Annotated in this window: 16 protein-coding genes; 10 read left to right on the top strand and 6 right to left on the bottom strand. The window is 62.7% G+C overall.

The window, feature by feature from the left end:
- Positions 1 to 137: 137 nt before the first annotated feature.
- The gene (locus C5F70_RS22130) at positions 138 to 1,667 is read right to left on the bottom strand and encodes an AhpA/YtjB family protein (protein ID WP_104904054.1); all 1,530 of its coding nucleotides are present in this window, start codon (positions 1,665 to 1,667) and stop codon (positions 138 to 140) included.
- Between the two features lie 134 nt (positions 1,668 to 1,801).
- On the opposite strand from C5F70_RS22130, the gene serB reads away from it, so the two are divergent.
- Positions 1,802 to 3,016 carry a phosphoserine phosphatase SerB gene (serB, locus tag C5F70_RS22125; RefSeq protein WP_017849771.1) on the top strand — a complete coding sequence of 405 codons (1,215 nt, stop codon included), beginning with the start codon at positions 1,802 to 1,804 and terminating at the stop codon, positions 3,014 to 3,016.
- A 131-nt stretch (positions 3,017 to 3,147) separates the two neighbouring features.
- Here the strand turns inward: serB and asd are convergent, their stop codons facing one another.
- Genes asd through C5F70_RS22110 form a run of 3 tightly spaced genes read right to left on the bottom strand, consistent with a single transcriptional unit; the run spans position 3,148 to position 6,433 of the window.
- Positions 3,148 to 4,008: an archaetidylserine decarboxylase gene (gene asd / locus C5F70_RS22120; RefSeq protein ID WP_104904053.1), complete on the bottom strand. Its 861-nt coding sequence runs from the start codon at positions 4,006 to 4,008 to the stop codon at positions 3,148 to 3,150.
- A gap of 16 nt (positions 4,009 to 4,024) precedes the next feature.
- A complete protein-coding gene (rhdA, locus tag C5F70_RS22115; RefSeq protein ID WP_046490724.1) occupies positions 4,025 to 4,840 on the bottom strand; it encodes a thiosulfate sulfurtransferase in 816 nt (271 codons plus the stop codon).
- A 57-nt stretch (positions 4,841 to 4,897) separates the two neighbouring features.
- Positions 4,898 to 6,433, bottom strand: a complete 1,536-nt coding sequence (locus C5F70_RS22110) for an HDOD domain-containing protein (RefSeq protein ID WP_026140383.1) — start codon at positions 6,431 to 6,433, stop codon at positions 4,898 to 4,900.
- A 166-nt stretch (positions 6,434 to 6,599) separates the two neighbouring features.
- Here C5F70_RS22110 and motA point away from each other — a divergent pair, with 166 nt between their 5' ends.
- The gene (gene motA, locus C5F70_RS22105) at positions 6,600 to 7,451 is read left to right on the top strand and encodes a flagellar motor stator protein MotA (protein ID WP_017849767.1); all 852 of its coding nucleotides are present in this window, start codon (positions 6,600 to 6,602) and stop codon (positions 7,449 to 7,451) included.
- Between the two features lie 3 nt (positions 7,452 to 7,454).
- Entirely contained in the window at positions 7,455 to 8,471 is a 1,017-nt protein-coding gene (gene motB / locus C5F70_RS22100; RefSeq protein WP_102617178.1) for a flagellar motor protein MotB, read from the top strand.
- A 49-nt stretch (positions 8,472 to 8,520) separates the two neighbouring features.
- Here motB and rsgA read toward each other — a convergent pair whose 3' ends face one another.
- Positions 8,521 to 9,552, bottom strand: a complete 1,032-nt coding sequence (gene rsgA, locus C5F70_RS22095) for a small ribosomal subunit biogenesis GTPase RsgA (RefSeq protein ID WP_017849765.1) — start codon at positions 9,550 to 9,552, stop codon at positions 8,521 to 8,523.
- 108 nt (positions 9,553 to 9,660) lie between these two features.
- On the opposite strand from rsgA, the gene orn reads away from it, so the two are divergent.
- Positions 9,661 to 10,203, top strand: a complete 543-nt coding sequence (orn, locus tag C5F70_RS22090) for an oligoribonuclease (protein WP_017849764.1) — start codon at positions 9,661 to 9,663, stop codon at positions 10,201 to 10,203.
- A 90-nt stretch (positions 10,204 to 10,293) separates the two neighbouring features.
- Positions 10,294 to 10,911, top strand: coding sequence for a trimeric intracellular cation channel family protein (locus tag C5F70_RS22085; RefSeq protein ID WP_169850564.1), 618 nt, complete (start codon positions 10,294 to 10,296; stop codon positions 10,909 to 10,911).
- Here the strand turns inward: C5F70_RS22085 and queG are convergent.
- Positions 10,905 to 11,972 (bottom strand): tRNA epoxyqueuosine(34) reductase QueG, encoded by a 1,068-nt coding sequence (queG, locus tag C5F70_RS22080; protein WP_104904052.1) that lies wholly within the window; start codon positions 11,970 to 11,972, stop codon positions 10,905 to 10,907. The two genes, C5F70_RS22085 and queG, sit on opposite strands and share 7 nt — an antisense overlap.
- 63 nt (positions 11,973 to 12,035) lie before the next feature.
- On the opposite strand from queG, the gene C5F70_RS22075 reads away from it, so the two are divergent.
- From C5F70_RS22075 to miaA, 5 genes are read left to right on the top strand one after another with little or no spacing between them, the layout of a single operon-like run.
- Positions 12,036 to 12,896 (top strand): NAD(P)H-hydrate dehydratase, encoded by an 861-nt coding sequence (locus C5F70_RS22075; RefSeq protein WP_104904051.1) that lies wholly within the window; start codon positions 12,036 to 12,038, stop codon positions 12,894 to 12,896.
- Positions 12,884 to 13,354: a tRNA (adenosine(37)-N6)-threonylcarbamoyltransferase complex ATPase subunit type 1 TsaE gene (gene tsaE / locus C5F70_RS22070; RefSeq protein ID WP_017849760.1), complete on the top strand. Its 471-nt coding sequence runs from the start codon at positions 12,884 to 12,886 to the stop codon at positions 13,352 to 13,354. Before C5F70_RS22075 ends, tsaE begins: the two co-directional genes overlap by 13 nt.
- A 15-nt stretch (positions 13,355 to 13,369) precedes the next feature.
- Positions 13,370 to 14,791 (top strand): N-acetylmuramoyl-L-alanine amidase, encoded by a 1,422-nt coding sequence (locus C5F70_RS22065; protein ID WP_017849759.1) that lies wholly within the window; start codon positions 13,370 to 13,372, stop codon positions 14,789 to 14,791.
- Positions 14,791 to 16,704: a DNA mismatch repair endonuclease MutL gene (gene mutL, locus C5F70_RS22060; RefSeq protein WP_017849758.1), complete on the top strand. Its 1,914-nt coding sequence runs from the start codon at positions 14,791 to 14,793 to the stop codon at positions 16,702 to 16,704. The genes C5F70_RS22065 and mutL overlap by 1 nt, the downstream gene beginning before the upstream one ends.
- A complete protein-coding gene (miaA, locus tag C5F70_RS22055; protein ID WP_104904050.1) occupies positions 16,704 to 17,675 on the top strand; it encodes a tRNA (adenosine(37)-N6)-dimethylallyltransferase MiaA in 972 nt (323 codons plus the stop codon). Before mutL ends, miaA begins: the two co-directional genes overlap by 1 nt.
- Positions 17,676 to 17,767 lie beyond the last annotated feature (92 nt).

Genomic DNA, 17,767 nt, shown 5'->3' with positions numbered 1-17,767 from the left:
CGCGTTTTACTTGAGGCTTGTGGCGTCCAAATGTGGGAGGGGGCTTGCCCCCGATAGCGATGTGTCAGTTGCCGCCGTTTTGACTGACACGCCGTCATCGGGGGCAAGCCCCCTCCCACATTGGTTCAATGGTGTCCCTAGGGCTTGACGCGGGACTCGTGCATTCGCGCCAATTGCCGCTCCAGCATCGATGGATACGGCTCCATCAAGCGCTCTACGCAACTGGCGCCCTCGGGGCTGGCAATCGGACGGATGCGCGCGCGTTGGCGGATCAGCGTGTCTTCGCTGATCTTGCGCTCCACCAGCAGCAGGTTGCGGCTGTGTTGGGACAGGGCCAAGGCGTCCTGGGCGATTTCGGTCAGCAGCAGGTCGATCTGGCTCATGCCGAACAGGTCGTCGCCAACGGTCAGGCCCAGTTGCAGTTGCAGCGTGATGCCGCTGTCGGCCACTTCGATCTGCAACTCATGACCCAGGGCGCGCAGCAGTTCGCCGCAGCAGATGGCGTTGGTCAGGTAGTCTTCGCCGCTGTCTTCGCTGTGGAACAGCATCAGTGTGCTGCCATCGTTCAGGGTGTGCAGCTCGCTCTGGTAGAGCGAGGCGGCCTGGTCGAGGCAGTCGCGGTAGCGTTCCAGCAATTCCGTCAGGCGGGCGCGGGGCAGGCGGCGCAGTTGGTCCTGGGCGCCCAGTTGCACGGCCAGGACCGCACTGTGTTGGGGTTCGGCGTTCTTTGTCGGCACGGGCTTCGGCGCGATAGCCGGGCTGCTGGCCGAGGTGTCGCGCAGGTCGGCGAACGGGTCTTCGTCGTCCAGCTCGTCTTCTTCGGCCTTGATTACATGGCGTGGCGCAGGCTTCAGGCCCGCGACCGGCGCGCTTTCGTCAAAGCCCGGGTCACGCAGGTTGCGCACTTCAAAGGCAGGTTCGTCGTAATCGCTGTCGTCGAACTCGGGCTCGGGTTCAACCTCGTGTACCGCCGGTTCCGGGGCGAAGCTGGCGTGAAGCTGGCGCGCAAGGTCGCCGATCTCGTCCTGACGATCGGTGGCCGGGGTGTGCTCGTCGATATCCCGCAGCCAGATGCGCAGTTGCATCAACGGCGTGGAGATATGCCGCCCCAGACGCAGGCTCAAGGCCAGGGCCAGCGCCAGCAGGATCGCGCTGAGGATGCCCATGCTTTGCAGGCTGATGGTCATCGGCTGCTGGAATTGCTGCATGTCCAGGCTGATGCGCAATTGGCCGGCTTTCACATCCTGAAACGTGATATTGCTCTGGTACAGGCCTTCGGCTTCACCCAGCAGGCCGTTTTTCGGGCGTTGCCCGGCTTCGGCCATGATCCGGTTGTCCACGCTGTAGATGGCGGCATGGGCCACCAGCGGGTTCTTGGTCAGGTTGTTGAGCAGCACGTTGAGGCTGAGGATGTCGTTGGACACCAGCAGCTCGGTCGCCGAGGTGGCGGTCTGGGTGGTCAAGCTCTCGCCCAGGGCATCGGCTTGTTCGTGCATGGCCTGTTTGAACTGCAAACCCATCACGCAGGCGTAGATCACCAGGGCCAGGGCGACCAGGATCACGTTATGGCTGGCGATGCGTAATGCGATCGGTACACGGCGGTGGCGCAGTGCCCGGAAGATCAGCAGGAAGAAGTTGTCGGTTTTTACTGGCGTGGGCCGGTTCACTTGAGCTCGGCTCTTTAGTCCGTGAAGTTGACGCGCAGTATAGCGACAGGCCCAAGACCGGCAAAGCGCTGGCTGTGCCCGATGGTCACTGAAAGTGGGTAGAATGCGGTTTTTTTCCAGCCTGGGGGTGCGCTTTGCGCGAAATTGTCCTGATTAACATCACGGGGGAAGACCGGCCAGGTCTGACCGCCGCCATTACCGGGGTTCTGGCCCAGGGTGGTGTGAACATTCTCGACATCGGCCAGGCGGTGATCCACGACACCCTGTCCTTCGGGATTCTGGTGGAAATCCCCAGCACCGAGCAGGCGTCGTCTGTCCTCAAGGACATCCTGTTTACCGCGTACAAGCTGGATCAGCAGGTGCGTTTCACCCCGGTGTCCGAAGAGGATTACCGGCATTGGGTGTCCGGCCAGGGCAAAAAGCGCCATATCGTGACCTTGCTGACCCGCAAGGTGACGGCCGAGCAGTTGCAGCGCGTCAGCTCGATCACCGCGCAATATGGCTTGAATATCGACCATATCGACCGTCTGTCGGGCCGCATGCCATTGGACACGCCAGATGACCAGGGCAAGGGTTGCATCGAGTTTTCCGTGCGCGGCGAACCGGCCGATCCCCAAGCCTTGCGTGCCGACTTCCTGAGCGTGGCGCAGGAGCTGAATGTCGATATCGCCTTCCAGGAAGATTCGCTGTTCCGCCGCAACCGCCGCCTGGCGGTGTTCGACATGGACTCCACGCTGATCGAAGCCGAAGTCATCGACGAACTGGCCAAGGCTGCCGGTGTGGGTGAGCAAGTCTCCGCGATCACCGAGCGCGCCATGGCCGGCGAGCTGGATTTCCGCGCCAGCTTCAAGGAGCGCCTGGCGTTGCTCAAGGGCCTGGATGTCAGCGTGCTGGATTCGATCGGCGCCTCCCTGCGCCTGACCGAAGGCGCCGAAACCCTGTTCGCCGAACTCAAGCGCCTGGGCTACAAGACTGCGATCCTGTCCGGCGGCTTCAGCTACTTCGCCAAGCAATTGCAGGCCAAGCTGGGCATCGACTATGTGTTCGCCAACGAGCTGGAAGTGGTGGATGGCAAGGTGACCGGCGTGGCCGTGGAGCCGATCGTCGACGCGCAGCGCAAGGCCGACTTGCTGCGGGAATTGGCTCACAAGGAAGGTTTGCGTCTGGAACAGACCATTGCGGTCGGCGACGGTGCGAATGACTTGCCGATGCTGGCGATTGCCGGGTTGGGCGTGGCGTTCCGCGCCAAGCCGCTGGTCAAGCAATCGGCCAAGCAGGCGATTTCGACCCTTGGGTTGGACGGAGTGCTGTATCTGTTGGGCTTTCGCGACCGCGACGGGCAGCTCTAACTGAAGCAATGCGCTTAAAAATGTGGGAGGGGGCTTGCCCCCGATGGCGGTGGCTCAGCTACAAATAAGTGACTGACCCACCGCTATCGGGGGCAAGCCCCCTCCCACATTGGATCTTTGCAGGTTTCGGATCAGGCTTTCGGTAACGCGATGCCCTGGCCCATCTGCACCGGCGAACCCGCCGCCAGTGTTTCTGCCCACTTCACCTGATCCGGCCCGAACAGCACGATTGCGGTCGAACCCAGCTTGAAGCGACCCAGCTCTGCGCCTTTCTCCAGGTGAATCGGCGCACGCGCGGCTTCGTCGTAGCGGAAGGTTTTCAGCTCGCGCTTGGGCGGCGTGACCAGGCCGGCCCACACGGTTTCGATCGACGCCACAATCATCGCGCCCACCAACACCACGGCCATCGGGCCGCGTTCGGTGTCGAACAGGCAGACAACCCGCTCGTTACGCGCAAACAGCTCCGGCACGTTTTCGGCGGTGGTCTGGTTGACCGAGAAAATCCGCCCTGGCACGTAGACCATCTCGCGCAAGGTGCCCGCCAGTGGCATATGCACCCGGTGGTAGTCTTTCGGCGACAGGTAAATGGTGGCGAAATCGCCGCCCATGAACGGCGTAGCCATGGCCGCATCGCCGCCCAGCAATTCCAGCACGCTGAAACTGTGGCCCTTGGCCTGGAACACGCGACCATGCTCGATCGGGCCGAGCTGGCTGACTGCGCCATCGGCCGGGCTCAGCACGGCGCCCGGGGTTTGATCGAGTGGGCGCGCGCCGTCTTTCAGGGCGCGGGTGAAGAACGCGTTGAAGTGTTCGTAGGCGCTCAGGTCTTCAACCAGGGCCTGGGACATGTCCACTTGATAGCGCTTGGCGAACCAGGCGGTGAACGCGTTCTTGAACCAGCGCACGCGGCACTCGGCAATGCAGCCGGCCAGGCGCGACAGCAAGTGGTGCGGCAGCAAGTACTGGCTGAGGATGAACAACTGCTTTTTCATTAACTGTCCTTAAACCTTAAATCTCGACGGGGGTGTCGGGGTGGTTGCCCCATTCGCCCCAGGAACCGGCATAACCTTTGACTCGCGGATAACCGAGCGCCTTGGCCACCAGGTAGGTGAAGCCAGAGCGGTGGTGAGTCTGGCAGTGGGTGATGATTTCTTTGTCGCGGGTCAGCCCGAGGTTTTCGAGGATCTGCGGCATGTCGCGGCGGATGCGCAGGTTGCGCGCCTTGTCCATGCCGGCAGTCCACTCGAAGTTCACGGCACCGGGGATGTGACCGCCCTTGGCTGCCAGGACCTTTTCGCCGGAATATTCCAGCGGGCCGCGTGCGTCCCAGATGCCCAGGTCGGCGGCGCCGAGACGGCTTTGCAGGTATTCGCGGGTCGCGGTGGGGCCGTCATGCAGGGTGAGGCTGACAGGCCCGCCAGCCGGGGCCGGCACCTCGGTGGACAGCGGGAGCTGGTCTGCCAGCCACGCCAGCAGGCCGCCGTCGAGGTAGTGGTATTTCGTGTGGCCGATCACGTCGAGCAGCCAGATGAAACGTCCGGCCCAGCCACCGCCTTCGTCGTCGTAGACCACGTAGGTCGCGTCCGGGGTGTGGCCCAGCTCGCCGAACAGTTTTTCCAGGTCTGCCTTGTTCGGCAGCAGGCCGGGGGCTGGCGGCTGGCCCAGTTGGGTGCGCTTGGGGTCAACGAAATGCGCGCCGGGGATATGCCCTTCGGCGTAGCGGGCGGCGCTGGTGAGGTCCACCAGAATCAGTTGGTCGGCATCAAGGCGGCCAAGCAGGTCGCTGGGTTCGATCACCAGCGGCAAGCCAGAGAAGTCAGGCATGTGAGGTCTCCTGGGCACAAATGTTGGCGATAAAAGAGGGCGATTGTAGCGCAAGCATCAGCCGGTGCGGTTGGTAAAGCTGTGCAGGGCTTTCTCGATGCATTGAGCGGTTTTGCCAAAGGCCTGCACGGTGGTTTCCGAGAACGGCCCGCCGCCCTGGTCGGCGATCATCAGCATGACCACCCGGCCGTTGCAGCTCAGTGAGCGCAACAGCAGGTGTTCACCGTTGAACAGGCGACGCAGGATCGGCGGCAACAGGGCGGCAAATTGCGCGTGATTGTCGGGCGTGAGGCGCACCTGGGCGGATTTTTCCAGCATGCGTTGCAACAGCGTGCTGTTGACCACGTCCAGGCTCAAGTTCGCGGCGTCCTTCGGCAGGCCGGCGGCCTGGTGGACGCGCAGGGTGCTCAGGGCGCGATCGGCCATGAACAGCAAGACGCGCTGCATGCCGCTGGCCTCCAGGGCTTCCTTGGCGCAGGTGGTCAGGTGCATGGCGTTGGCGAAGCGGCTTGGCTCCACCAGCAGTTCGGTGCAACGGCTGCGCCAGACGGCCAGGGCCTCGGCGGTCGGCGGCGGTGCGGGCAGCAGGCCGTGATGGATTTTCTGTACATTCCACGGCCAGATCAGCGACAGCGCCGGGTGCCAGAGGTCGGGCATCAGGGTTGCACGAGCGCTGATCACCGCTTGCTGGTGAACCTGTTGCTGCACCTCGCTCAACGGCTGTTGCAGGTACAGCGCGGTGAGGTATTGCCAGCGCTCGGTATGCGGGCAGGTCCAGGATTCCTGGGCCGACATCGCCAGGCCGTTGGCCAGCAACACCGTATTGGCCGGCTGGTTCAGCCAGCGCCGCAAACTGGGTTCGGCATCCAGCAGTTGTTGCTGGCGCAGTGGGTCGTCTTCCCGGGCGATGCGCAATGCCTTGACCAGCAAGCGTTGCTCGGTCAGCAGCAGGTGATAGCCCTGGGATACCCAGATCGGCAGGTGCCAGGTTTCGGTCAGGCCAAGGCACAGGTCGAGCAGGCGCACGCCGAACAATTCCTGTTCGACCTGACGCGCCGATTGGCCTTTGTGGATTACCCGCAGTTCCCATTCGTCCAGGAGCTTGGGGTAGGCCACAGCCATCGGCCACAACGGCGCCAGGAACAGCAGGCTGCCCCAATGAATGTCTTGCCACAACCGCGCCAGGCGGCTGGCGAACAAGCCGCTGGCTTGCTGCGACGCGTGGCGGCTGACCAGCACCAGTTGGCGAAAGGCGACGGGGATTTCATTCATCGGCACCGACGGCAGCCGTTCCAGCAGGTCCTCGGCGCGTTTGAGGCCGAGACGGTTAAGCGCCACCTCAAGGTTTTCTGCCGGTTCCGCCATGCTGCCATGGGTGTGGCTGTTGGCCTCGCGCATTACGCTGAGTACCAGCGACGGGCTGTTCTGCATCAGCTCGGCAATATCTCGCAAAGAACTGCGGCTATCGCGGATGGCTTTGCACACGCGCTCGTGGCTGGCCTGGGGAACGGGCAACCGGACTTCGTCCAGGCACTTGATCCAAGCGGCGAGAGAGATGGGTCTTACAGATGGGGCTGTCTTTTCATTGGCCATGATTGGGGCGCGATCATCACTTACTTCAACACGCCCTGAACGGGCCGAACTGGCTTTTCGCCTTGACGGCCTATAGTCTGGCGCAGTTTTGCCGATAAGTAGAACAAGAGTTTTTCAGTTACCCCAAATATGTCCATGAACCCGACGGCGCAAGTACAAAACCCCTATGGCTAAAATAATCGGCATCATCGTCGTCTTTGCAAGTGTGCTCGGTGGCTATGTCCTGTCTCACGGCAAGATTGCAGCGTTGATCCAGCCCTTCGAAGTGATGATTATTGGCGGCGCGGCATTCGGCGCATTCTTGCAGGCCAACCCCGGCTACATGACCATGCATGTGATCAAGAAGTCGCTGGGCATGTTCAGTTCGCGCTTCTCCCACACCTTCTACATGGAAGTGCTGGGCCTGGTTTATGAGATCCTCAACAAGAGTCGCCGTGAAGGCATGATGGCCATCGAAGCGGACATCGAAGACGCTGCAGCGAGCCCGATTTTCGCCAAGTACCCGGCAGTGCTCAAAGACGAGCGCATGACCGCCTACATCTGCGATTACCTGCGCATCATGTCCTCCGGCAACATGGCCCCCCATGAGCTGGAAGGCCTGTTCGACATGGAACTGTTCAGCCTCAAGGAAGAGCTGGAGCACCCGTCCCACGCCGTCACCGGTATTGCCGACGGCATGCCCGGCTTCGGTATCGTTGCGGCGGTACTCGGTATCGTGGTGACCATGGCCTCCCTCGGCGAGGGCGACCAGGCGGCCATCGGCATGCACGTAGGTGCGGCGCTGGTGGGTACGTTCTTCGGTATTCTCGCGGCCTACGGTTTCTTCGGTCCGCTCGCCACCTCCCTGGCCCACGATGCCAAGGAAGAAGTCAATCTGTATGAAGCGATCAAGGCCAGCCTGGTGGCTTCGGCCTCCGGCATGCCGCCTTCGCTGGCGGTGGAATTCGGTCGCAAGGTGCTGTACCCGAAACATCGCCCGAGCTTTGCCGAGTTGGAACAAGCGGTTCGCGGTCGCTAAGCCATGGAAAACAACCAGCCGATAATCATCAAGCGCGTCAAGCGCTTCGCTGCGGGGCACCATGGTGGCGCCTGGAAAATCGCCTTCGCCGACTTTGCAACGGCGATGATGGCGTTCTTCCTGGTGCTGTGGCTGATGTCCACCGCGACCCCCGAGCAGAAGATCGCCATCGCCGGTTACTTCAAGGACCCGATTGGCTTCTCGGAAAGCGGTACGCCCTTCGTGATCGACCTGGGCGGTTCGCCGCAGTTGGCGCCGGAGCGCACCATCAACCCTGAGGTCAAGACCGAGGCGCCGCAGGAAAAAATTCCGATCGAGCGCGACACCGTCGAGAGCCTGGCCGAACAGGTCGAGCAGGAACGCCTCGAATTGTTGCTGAAGGAATTGCAGACCAAGGTCGAAGAAAACCCGCAGTTGCTGAAATTCAAGGATCAGATTTCCTTCGAAATCACGCCGGATGGCTTGCGCATCCAGATCACCGACGCCGCCAACCGGCCGATGTTCGACTCTGGCAGTGCGCGGTTGAAGCCGTACTTTGAAGACATCCTGCTGGCCATGGCCGACACCATCAAGGCGGTGCCGAACAAGATCAGCATCAGCGGTCACACCGATGCCAAGCCGTATTCGGGGCAGGGCGACTTCGGCAACTGGGAGCTTTCGGCCAACCGCGCCAACGCCGCCCGACGTGCGCTGGTGGCCGGCAGCTACCCGGACTCGCAGGTGGCGCGGGTGGTGGGTTTCGCTTCGTCGCAGCTGTTTGATTCGAAGGACCCGTTCAACCCGATCAACCGCCGGATCGATATCGTCGTGCTGACCAAAAAGGCCCAGCGCGCGATTGAAGGTGATCAGCCGCCACCGCCACAGCCCCCAGATACGGGCACGCAGGGCGCAGCACCGGCCGACCCGAACGCGATCCCGCCGGGGCAGGAACCGTTGCCGGCGCATGAGCTGCGGCAGAAGCTGAACCTGTTCGAGGGTGGCGGGATGAAAGACCCTACGGTGCCGGGTACGGGATCGTAAGCTGTATACGACAAGGCCGCGATAAACGCGGCCTTGTCGTATGTGCTGTTTAGTAACTGCTCTCGGGCAAACTCGCAATAATCGACCGATAGCTGTTCATCCGTTGCTGCTGCACGCGGCCATCTTCCAACGCCTTGAGCAGGGCACAACCGGGTTCGCGGTCGTGTTTGCAGTCGCGGAAGCGGCAGGTGCCGATCAGGTCGTTGAACTCGATGAAACCGGCTTCCACGTCGCTGCGGCTGACATGGCCGAGGCCGAATTCACGAATGCCCGGGGAGTCGATCAGCTCACCGCCGCCGGGGAAGTGGAACAACCGCGCGGTGGTGGTGGTGTGGGTGCCCTGGCCGGACAGCTCCGACAGCGGGCCGACACGGGTGTCGACTTCCGGCAGCAGGCTGTTGACCAGCGAGGACTTGCCCACGCCAGACTGGCCGACGAACACGCTGATGCGCCCGTCCAACTGGTGTTGCAGTTGTTCCATGCCATTGCCGTGATGAGCCGACACTTCCAGCACCGGGTAACCCAGGGTGCGGTAGACCGCCAGCAACGCGTTGAGCGCCGGGGCGTTCTGTTCGTCGATCAGGTCGAACTTGTTCAGCAACAACAGCGGGCGAATGCCGGCATGCTCGGCGGCGACCAGGTAACGGTCGATCAGGTTGGCATGAGGCTCGGGCAGCGGTGCGAAGACGATGACGATCATGTCGACGTTGGCCGCCACCGGCTTCAACTGGCCGCGGCTGTCGGGACGGCGCAGTTCGGTGGTGCGGGGCAGTTGCGCGACGATCACGCCGATGCCTTGGTTGCCGGCACGCCACACCACTCGGTCGCCGGTCACCAGCGCCGGCAGGTTGGCGCGCAGGTGGCAGCGGAAGACCTGGCCGGCGAGTTCGCCTTCGAGCGCCTCGACCTCGACCTGCACACCAAAGTGCGCGATCACCAGGCCCGTTTGTTCGGGGCCCAGGTCGCCGCCCTCGAGCGCTTCCACGGCGGAGGATTCACGTTTGGCGGCGCGTGCGGCGCGTTCGCCCTGAATCTTTTCGATGCGCCAGTTTTGGCGACGGTTGAGCTGGCGTTTGGCCATTGGTGTTCCGTGTCGATAATGCAAAGGTTGGGTGAAACGGTCGCGAGTCTAGCACGGCCCCGCCTGCTAAACTGCGCAGCTACGCCAAGGTGCCAAGAGAATCAAGCCATGCAAAACCCACAGAATCTGATTTGGATCGATCTGGAAATGACCGGTCTGAACCCCGACACCGACGTCATCATCGAGATGGCGACCATTGTCACCGACAGCAACCTCAACACCTTGGCCGAAGGTCCGGTGATCGCCATCCACCACAGCGACGCCGTCCTCGCCACCATGGACGAGTGGAACACCCGCACCCACGGCAACTCCGGCCTGACCCAGCGCGTGCGCGACAGCCGTGTCAGCATGGCCGAAGCCGAAGCCGAAACCATCGCCTTCCTGGAAAAGTGGGTGCCCAAGGGCAAGTCGCCGATCTGCGGTAACAGCATCTGCCAGGACCGCCGCTTTCTTTATAACCACATGAAGGCGCTGGAAAGCTACTTCCACTACCGCAACCTGGATGTGTCCACGCTCAAGGAGCTGGCCGCGCGCTGGGCGCCGGAAGTCAAAGACAGCTTCCATAAAGGCAGCACTCATTTGGCGCTGGATGACATTCGTGAGTCGATCGCCGAGTTGCAGCACTACCGCAAGCACTTCATCAAGGCCTGATGCTTGGGGGCGCCTCGGTCTTTCGCCAAGCGCCCTCTTTTGGTGCCGTCAGCAAATGATTAGACTGCGCGCCTCTTTGTAAGGATCGCCATCATGCTGCTGATGCTCTACCTCGTCGCCATCACCGCCGAAGCTATGACTGGCGCTTTGTCTGCCGGTCGGCGCGGCATGGATTGGTTTGGCGTGGTGTTGATCGCCTGCGTGACGGCGTTGGGTGGCGGTTCGGTGCGCGATGTGCTGCTCGGGCATTACCCGCTGACCTGGGTCAAACACCCGGAATACCTGGTGCTGACCTCCGTCGCCGCGCTGGTGACGATCTTTATCGCGCCGCTGATGCGCCGCCTGCGCTCGCTGTTTCTGGCGCTGGATGCCGTGGGGTTGGTCGCCTTTACCCTGATCGGCTGCATGACCGCCCTGGAAATGGGCCACGGTATGTTGGTGGCGTCGGTCAGCGGCGTGATCACCGGGGTGTTCGGTGGGATCCTGCGGGATATTTTCTGCAACGACATCCCGCTGATCTTTCGCCGTGAGCTGTACGCCAGCGTGTCATTCCTCGCCGCTTGGTTCTACTTGCTGTGCCTTTACCTGCAATTGCCGGGCGAGCAGGCGATTATGCTCACCCTGTTCAGCGGCTTTCTCCTGCGCCTGCTGGCGATCCGTTTTCACTGGGAAATGCCCAAGTTCATCTACAACGACGACGTTCACTGACGCTCGGCATGCTGCTTCAGCGCCCATTCCACATGTTCGCGCACCAGCTCCGACGGATAGTTCCGGCGCGCCTTCAAGGCTTCCAGCACCGGAATGCTCGATGGCGCATTGCCCAGGCCTACCGCCAGGTTGCGCAGCCAGCGCTCGTAACCTGCGCGGCGTAGGGGCGAGCCTTCGGTGCTGCTGAGGAATTTTTCCTCGTCCCACATGAACAGTTCGGCCAATTGCGCGTTATCCAGGTTGTGTCGTGGCTTGAAATCGCTTTCGGCGGTGGTGCGGGCGAAACGATTCCATGGGCAAACGATCTGACAGTCATCGCAACCGAAAACCCGGTTGCCGATCAGCGGGCGCAAGTCTTCGGGGATCGCGCTCTTGAGTTCGATGGTCAAATAGGAAATGCAGCGCCGCGCGTCCAGCACGTAGGGCCCGACGAACGCGTTGGTCGGGCAGATATCCAGACAGGCGGTACAGCGGCCGCAGTGCTCGGTGACGTGGGGCGGATCGACCGGCAGCGGCAAGTCGACAAACAGCTCGCTGAGGAAGAAGTAGCTGCCGGCCTTGCGATTGAGGACCAGGGTGTTTTTGCCGATCCAGCCCAGCCCGGCTTTCTCGGCGATGGCTTTTTCCAGCACTGGCGCGCTGTCGACAAAGGCGCGAAAGCCGAAGGGGCCGATTTGTGCCTGGATGCGTTCGGCCAGTTGCTGCACGCGCTTGCGGATCAGTTTGTGGTAGTCGCGGCCCAGGGCGTAACGGGATATGTAGGCTTTTTCCGGTTGGGCCAGCCGTTGCGCCATGTGCGTGTCGCCGGGCAGGTAATCCATGCGCAGTGAGACTACGCGCAAGGTGCCCGGCACCAATTCATCGGGGTGCGAGCGTTTGCTGCCGTGGGCGCCCATGTATTCCATCTCGCCGTGGTAGCCCGCGTCGAGCCAGCGTTGCAGGTGCTGTTCATGCTCGGCCAGGTCCAGGCCGCTGATGCCGACTTGTTGGAAACCCAGCTCGCGGCCCCAGTCTTTGATCGATTGGGCGAGCGCGGGCAGATCGGAAGTAATAGCAGGCATGAGACACGGGAAACCACAGGTTAGATGAGTATAATTCTGCCAGACATCGGAGCTTGAAGACGCATGCCGCAGACAAAACACGCAATAACCGACGTTCAGCCCCTGTTGCCCGGCAATTTGCCGCAACTGGCTGCGCGTTCCCCGGACGCCCATAAAGGCCGCTTCGGTCACCTGCTGGTCATCGGCGGCGACCGAGGCTTTGGCGGCGCTGCGTTGCTCAGTGCCGAAAGTGCGCTGCGCAGCGGGGCGGGCATGGTGTCCCTGGCGACTCGCCTTGAACACGTGCCCGCCGCGCTGGCGCGCCTGCCGGAAGTCATGAGCGTCGGCGTGAGTTCGGCCAACCAATTGATGGGTTTGCTCGAAAAGATCTCGGTTATCGTCATTGGTCCGGGCCTGGGCCATGCCGCCTGGGGCAAGAGCCTGCTGTCCGTCGCCGCCAACGCCAAGCAGCCGCAAGTCTGGGACGCCGATGCCTTGAACCAGTTGGCGACCGGCAGCGTCAGTCTTCCCGCCAACTGCGTGATCACCCCGCATCCTGGCGAAGCGGCGCGCTTGATGGGTATTTCGACAGCCGAGGTTCAGGCGGATCGTCTTAAGGTGGCGCGCGCGTTGAGCCAGAAATTCAATGCAGTGGCTATTCTCAAGGGGGCGGGCAGTCTGATCGCCAGCCCGGACGGTCGCGTCGCGCGATGTGACCAAGGCCATCCGGCCATGGCGACCGCGGGGCTCGGCGACGTATTGGCCGGCCTGGTGGGCGCATTACTGGCACAGGGCATGCCCGCTTATGAAGCCGGCTGCCTGGCCGTGTGGCTGCACGCCACGGCGGGAGCCCTGCAGGGCACCTTTGGCCGCGGCCTGGCGGCCAGTGACCTGATACCTGCCATTCGTCAATTGCTGGAGGAACAGTCGCCGTGCCTGAAGTAAACCTTTTCCTGGCGGATGAAGCGGCAATGGTCGCCTTCGGTCATCGGATTGCCCAGGTGACAGGCGGCGCGGGGCTGATCTTTCTCGAGGGCGACCTGGGGGCGGGCAAGACCACGCTGTCGCGGGGCATCATTCGCGGGTTGGGCCATGCTGGGGCGGTGAAAAGTCCGACCTTTACGCTGGTCGAGCCTTATGAGATCGGGGCGACAAGGGCCTTCCACTTTGATCTCTATCGTCTGGTGGACCCCGAAGAGCTGGAGTACATGGGGATTCGGGATTATTTCGAGGATGACGCGCTGTGCCTGATCGAGTGGCCAGATAAAGGCACAGGCTTTTTGCCAAAGCCGGACCTGACCATTACCATTACGCCGCATGAGCACGGACGTCGGCTGAAGTTGTTGCCCCAGGGTGCGCGCGGTGAGTCGTGGTGCGCTGCTCTGGCATTGGAATTCAAATAATTGGTGGGGTTAGGTATGCGCTTTCGCGCGTTGGTTGCTGTCGTAGGGGTGTTGCTTGCGGCAATGACTGTCAATGCTCTGGCTGCTTCACAGGTGAAGAGTGTTCGCCTGTGGCGAGCGCCGGATAACACGCGACTGGTGTTCGACCTGTCTGGCCCGGTCCAGCACAGCGTCTTTACCCTGACGGCGCCTGATCGCCTGGTGATCGACATCAACGGTGCGACCCTGGCCGCGCCGCTGAAAATCTCCACTGCCAACACGCCGATTACCAGCATGCGTTCGGCCCAGCGCACGCCGAGCGATCTGCGCGTGGTCATCGACCTGAAAAAGGCCGTGACCCCGAAAAGTTTCTCCCTGGCGCCCAACGCCCAATACGGCAACCGCCTGGTAGTCGACCTGTTCGACAACGCCGCCGATGCCGCACCGCCGCCCGCGCCGACGCCGAGCGTGGCGACCGTACCGGCCGTGCCGGTCAACCCGTCGCAACCGCAGGTCAAGTTGCCACCGCCGCCGCCGGCGCCAGCGGGTAAACGCGACATCATCGTGGTGATCGACGCCGGTCACGGTGGTGAAGACCCGGGCGCTTCCGGCTCGCGTGGCCAGCATGAAAAAGACGTGGTGTTGGCCATCGCCCGTGAATTGCAGCGCCAGGTCAACGGCATGAAAGGTTATCGCGCCGAGCTGACCCGTACCGGCGACTACTTCATCCCGCTGCGCGGTCGCACCGAAATTGCGCGCAAGAAGGGTGCCGACCTGTTCGTCTCGATCCATGCCGACGCCGCGCCGTCGGCTGCCGCCTTCGGCGCCTCGGTGTTTGCCCTGTCGGATCGCGGCGCCACGTCCGAGACGGCCCGCTGGCTGGCTGACAGTGAAAACCGTTCCGACTTGATTGGCGGGGCCGGCAACGTGTCCCTCGACGACAAGGACAAGATGCTCGCCGGTGTACTGCTCGACCTGTCGATGACCGCCTCGCTGACCTCCAGCTTGAACGTCGGGCAGAAAGTCCTGAGCAACATCGGTCGCGTGACATCGCTGCACAAACAGCGCGTGGAGCAGGCCGGGTTCATGGTGTTGAAATCGCCGGACATCCCGTCGATCCTGGTGGAGACCGGGTTCATTTCCAACGCCAACGAAGCCTCGAAACTGGCCAGCGCCAGCCATCAGCAGGCATTGGCACGTTCCATCAGCTCCGGCGTGCGCCAGTTCTTCCAGCAGAACCCGCCACCGGGCTCGTATGTCGCCTGGCTGCGCGACTCCGGGAAAATCGCCCAGGGCCCACGTGACCATCGTGTACAGCCTGGCGATACCCTCGCCATGTTGGCGGTGCGCTTCCAAGTGTCGTCTGCGACGTTGCGCAGCGCCAACCACCTGAAAACCGATGAGCTGAAAGTCGGCCAGGTGTTGACCATCCCCGGCACTGAATTGGCGGCACAGTAATGAGCGAATCGATCCTCAACAGCGGCTCGCGCATCGAACTGCTCAGCCCGCGCCTTGCCAACCAGATTGCGGCGGGCGAGGTGGTCGAGCGGCCGGCGTCGGTGATCAAGGAGTTGCTGGAAAACAGCATCGACTCCGGCGCCAAGCGCATCGATGTCGATGTGGAGCAAGGCGGCGTCAAGCTGCTGCGGGTGCGTGACGACGGCAGCGGCATCTCCTCCGATGACCTGCCGCTGGCCCTGGCGCGGCACGCCACCAGCAAGATTCGCGACCTGGAAGACCTGGAGCGGGTGATGAGCCTGGGCTTTCGCGGTGAGGCCCTGGCCTCGATCAGTTCCGTGGCGCGCCTGACGCTGACCTCCCGCACGCGCAGCGCCGACCAGGCCTGGCAAGTGGAAACCGAAGGCCGCGACATGGCGCCTCGGGTCCAGCCGGCTGCGCATCCGGTGGGCACTTCGGTGGAAGTGCGCGACCTGTTCTTCAACACCCCGGCGCGGCGCAAATTCCTCAAGGCCGAGAAAACCGAATTCGATCACCTGCAGGAAGTCATCAAGCGCCTGGCCCTGGCGCGCTTCGACGTGGCATTCCACCTGCGCCACAACGGCAAGACCATCCTCAGCCTGCACGAAGCCAACGACGACGCCGCGCGCGCTCGGCGGGTGGCGGCGGTGTGCGGCGCGGGGTTCCTGGAGCAGGCGCTGCCGATTGAAATCGAACGTAATGGCCTGCGCCTGTGGGGTTGGGTGGGGTTGCCGACGTTCTCCCGCAGCCAGGCGGACTTGCAGTATTTCTTTGTGAACGGCCGGGCGGTGCGCGACAAGCTGGTGGCCCACGCGGTGCGCCAGGCGTATCGCGACGTGCTGTTCAATGGGCGGCACCCGACGTTTGTGCTGTTTTTCGAGGTCGACCCATCGGTGGTCGACGTCAACGTACACCCGACCAAGCATGAAGTGCGCTTCCGTGACGGGCGCATGGTGCATGACTTCCTCTACGGCACCTTGCACCGCGCGCTGGGCGATGTGCGCCCGGATGACCAACTGTCCGCGCCGATCGTGACGGCGGTGGTTCGTCCGAGCGGCCCGCAAGCCGGCGAGTTCGGCCCGCAGGGCGAAATGAGCCTGGCGGGCAACCTGCTGCAGTCGCCGCAACCCCAGCCGAGCTACACGGCGCCGGGTTCGGGGTCGGGGGCGGGCTATCAGTATCAATACACCCCGCGTCCGCAATCGGCGGTGCCGGCGGCCGAGGCCCAGGCGGCCTATCGTGAATTCTTTGCGCCGCTGCCGGGCGCCGAGCCGAGCGCGGTCGCGTTGCCCGAAGGTGGCGGGGATATTCCGCCACTGGGTTATGCATTGGCGCAGCTCAAGGGTATCTACATCCTCGCGGAAAACGCCCACGGCCTGGTGCTGGTGGACATGCACGCGGCCCACGAACGGATCATGTACGAGCGCCTGAAAATCGCCATGGCCAGCGAAGGCCTGAGCGGCCAACCGCTGTTGGTGCCGGAATCCCTGGCGGTCAGCCAGCGCGAAGCCGATTGTGCCGAAGAGCACGCCAGCGTGTTCCAGAAACTCGGTTTTGAACTGCAGCGCCTGGGCCCGGAAACGCTGGCGATCCGCCAGATTCCCGCGCTGCTCAAGCAAGCCGAGGCCAACCGGTTGGTGGCCGACGTCTTGGCGGACCTGATGGAGTACGGCACCAGTGATCGTATCCAGGCGCACATCAACGAGCTGCTCGGCACCATGGCCTGCCACGGCGCGATCCGCGCCAATCGCCGCCTGGCTTTGCCGGAAATGAACGGCCTGCTGCGCGACATGGAAAACACCGAGCGCAGCGGACAATGCAACCATGGCCGACCGACCTGGACCCAAATGGGCCTGGACGATCTGGACAAACTGTTCTTGCGCGGCCGCTGATGAGTGCCTTGCCCCCCGCGATCTTCCTGATGGGCCCCACGGCCGCCGGCAAGACCGACCTGGCCATCGAGCTGAGCAAAGTGCTGCCCTGCGAACTGATCAGCGTCGACTCGGCCCTGGTTTATCGCGGCATGGACATCGGCACGGCCAAGCCTTCGAAGGAGTTGCTGGCGCAATATCCGCACCGCTTGATCGACATCATCGACCCCGCGATGAGCTATTCGGCGGCGGATTTTCGCAGCGATGCCCTGGCGGCCATGGCCGATATCACTGCGCGTGGCAACATCCCGCTGCTGGTGGGCGGCACGATGCTCTACTACAAGGCTTTGCAGGAAGGCCTGGCGGATATGCCGCCGGCCGACGCCCAGGTGCGCACCGAGCTTGAAGAAGAAGCGGCGCGCCTTGGCTGGCAAGCCCTGCACGAGCAACTGGCGGCGGTCGATCCGGTGTCAGCCGCGCGCATCCACCCCAACGATCCGCAGCGCCTCAGTCGAGCTCTGGAAGTCTGGCGGGTAAGTGGTCAGACCATGACCGAGCATCGGCAGCGACAATCTGCGCAAAGTGCTGACGCAGGCGCATCGGGGCGCTCACAATTGCCCTATACTGTGGCGAATCTGGCGATTGCTCCGGCAAATCGCCAGGTGCTGCATGAACGAATTGCACAAAGATTCACAATTATGTTGGAACAGGGGTTCGTGGAGGAGGTCGTAGCACTGCGTTCAAGAGGTGACCTGCATCCGGGGTTGCCTTCGATACGTGCTGTAGGCTATCGCCAAGTCTGGGATCATCTGGATGGCAAGCTGACGTCAGCCGAAATGCAGGAGCGCGGCATCATTGCCACGCGCCAATTGGCGAAGCGCCAGTTCACCTGGCTGCGCAGCTGGAGCGATTTGCATTGGCTGGACAGCCTGGACAGCGACAATCTGTCACGCGCCTTGAAATACTTGGGAACGGTCTCCATATTGAGCTGAGTCCTTGCAATTGCCGTCTATCCTTGGGGGTGTGACGGCCATAAGCTATTTATTTTCCGATTTTTTATTATTGATCCTTAAAGGAGTGCGGC

The organism is Pseudomonas sp. LH1G9, from assembly GCF_002949975.1.
Classification (GTDB): Bacteria; Pseudomonadota; Gammaproteobacteria; order Pseudomonadales; family Pseudomonadaceae; genus Aquipseudomonas; species Aquipseudomonas veronii.
The sequence above is the reverse complement of the archived record's forward strand: the minus strand, read 5'-3'. Positions and strand labels throughout refer to the sequence as shown.

Bases quoted from the DNA above. Each gene is read 5' to 3' on its own strand.
- asd (WP_104904053.1), bottom strand. From the start codon at position 4,008: ATGAAAAAGCAGTTGTTCATCCTCAGCCAGTACTTGCTGCCGCACCAC.
- rhdA (WP_046490724.1), bottom strand. From the start codon at position 4,840: ATGCCTGACTTCTCTGGCTTGCCGCTGGTGATCGAACCCAGCGACCTG.
- miaA (WP_104904050.1), top strand. From the start codon at position 16,704: ATGAGTGCCTTGCCCCCCGCGATCTTCCTGATGGGCCCCACGGCCGCC.
- queG (WP_104904052.1), bottom strand. From the start codon at position 11,972: ATGCCTGCTATTACTTCCGATCTGCCCGCGCTCGCCCAATCGATCAAA.
- C5F70_RS22075 (WP_104904051.1), top strand. From the start codon at position 12,036: ATGCCGCAGACAAAACACGCAATAACCGACGTTCAGCCCCTGTTGCCC.
- orn (WP_017849764.1), top strand. From the start codon at position 9,661: ATGCAAAACCCACAGAATCTGATTTGGATCGATCTGGAAATGACCGGT.
- C5F70_RS22110 (WP_026140383.1), bottom strand. From the start codon at position 6,433: ATGGCCAATGAAAAGACAGCCCCATCTGTAAGACCCATCTCTCTCGCC.
- motA (WP_017849767.1), top strand. From the start codon at position 6,600: ATGGCTAAAATAATCGGCATCATCGTCGTCTTTGCAAGTGTGCTCGGT.
- mutL (WP_017849758.1), top strand. From the start codon at position 14,791: ATGAGCGAATCGATCCTCAACAGCGGCTCGCGCATCGAACTGCTCAGC.
- motB (WP_102617178.1), top strand. From the start codon at position 7,455: ATGGAAAACAACCAGCCGATAATCATCAAGCGCGTCAAGCGCTTCGCT.
- rsgA (WP_017849765.1), bottom strand. From the start codon at position 9,552: ATGGCCAAACGCCAGCTCAACCGTCGCCAAAACTGGCGCATCGAAAAG.
- C5F70_RS22065 (WP_017849759.1), top strand. From the start codon at position 13,370: ATGCGCTTTCGCGCGTTGGTTGCTGTCGTAGGGGTGTTGCTTGCGGCA.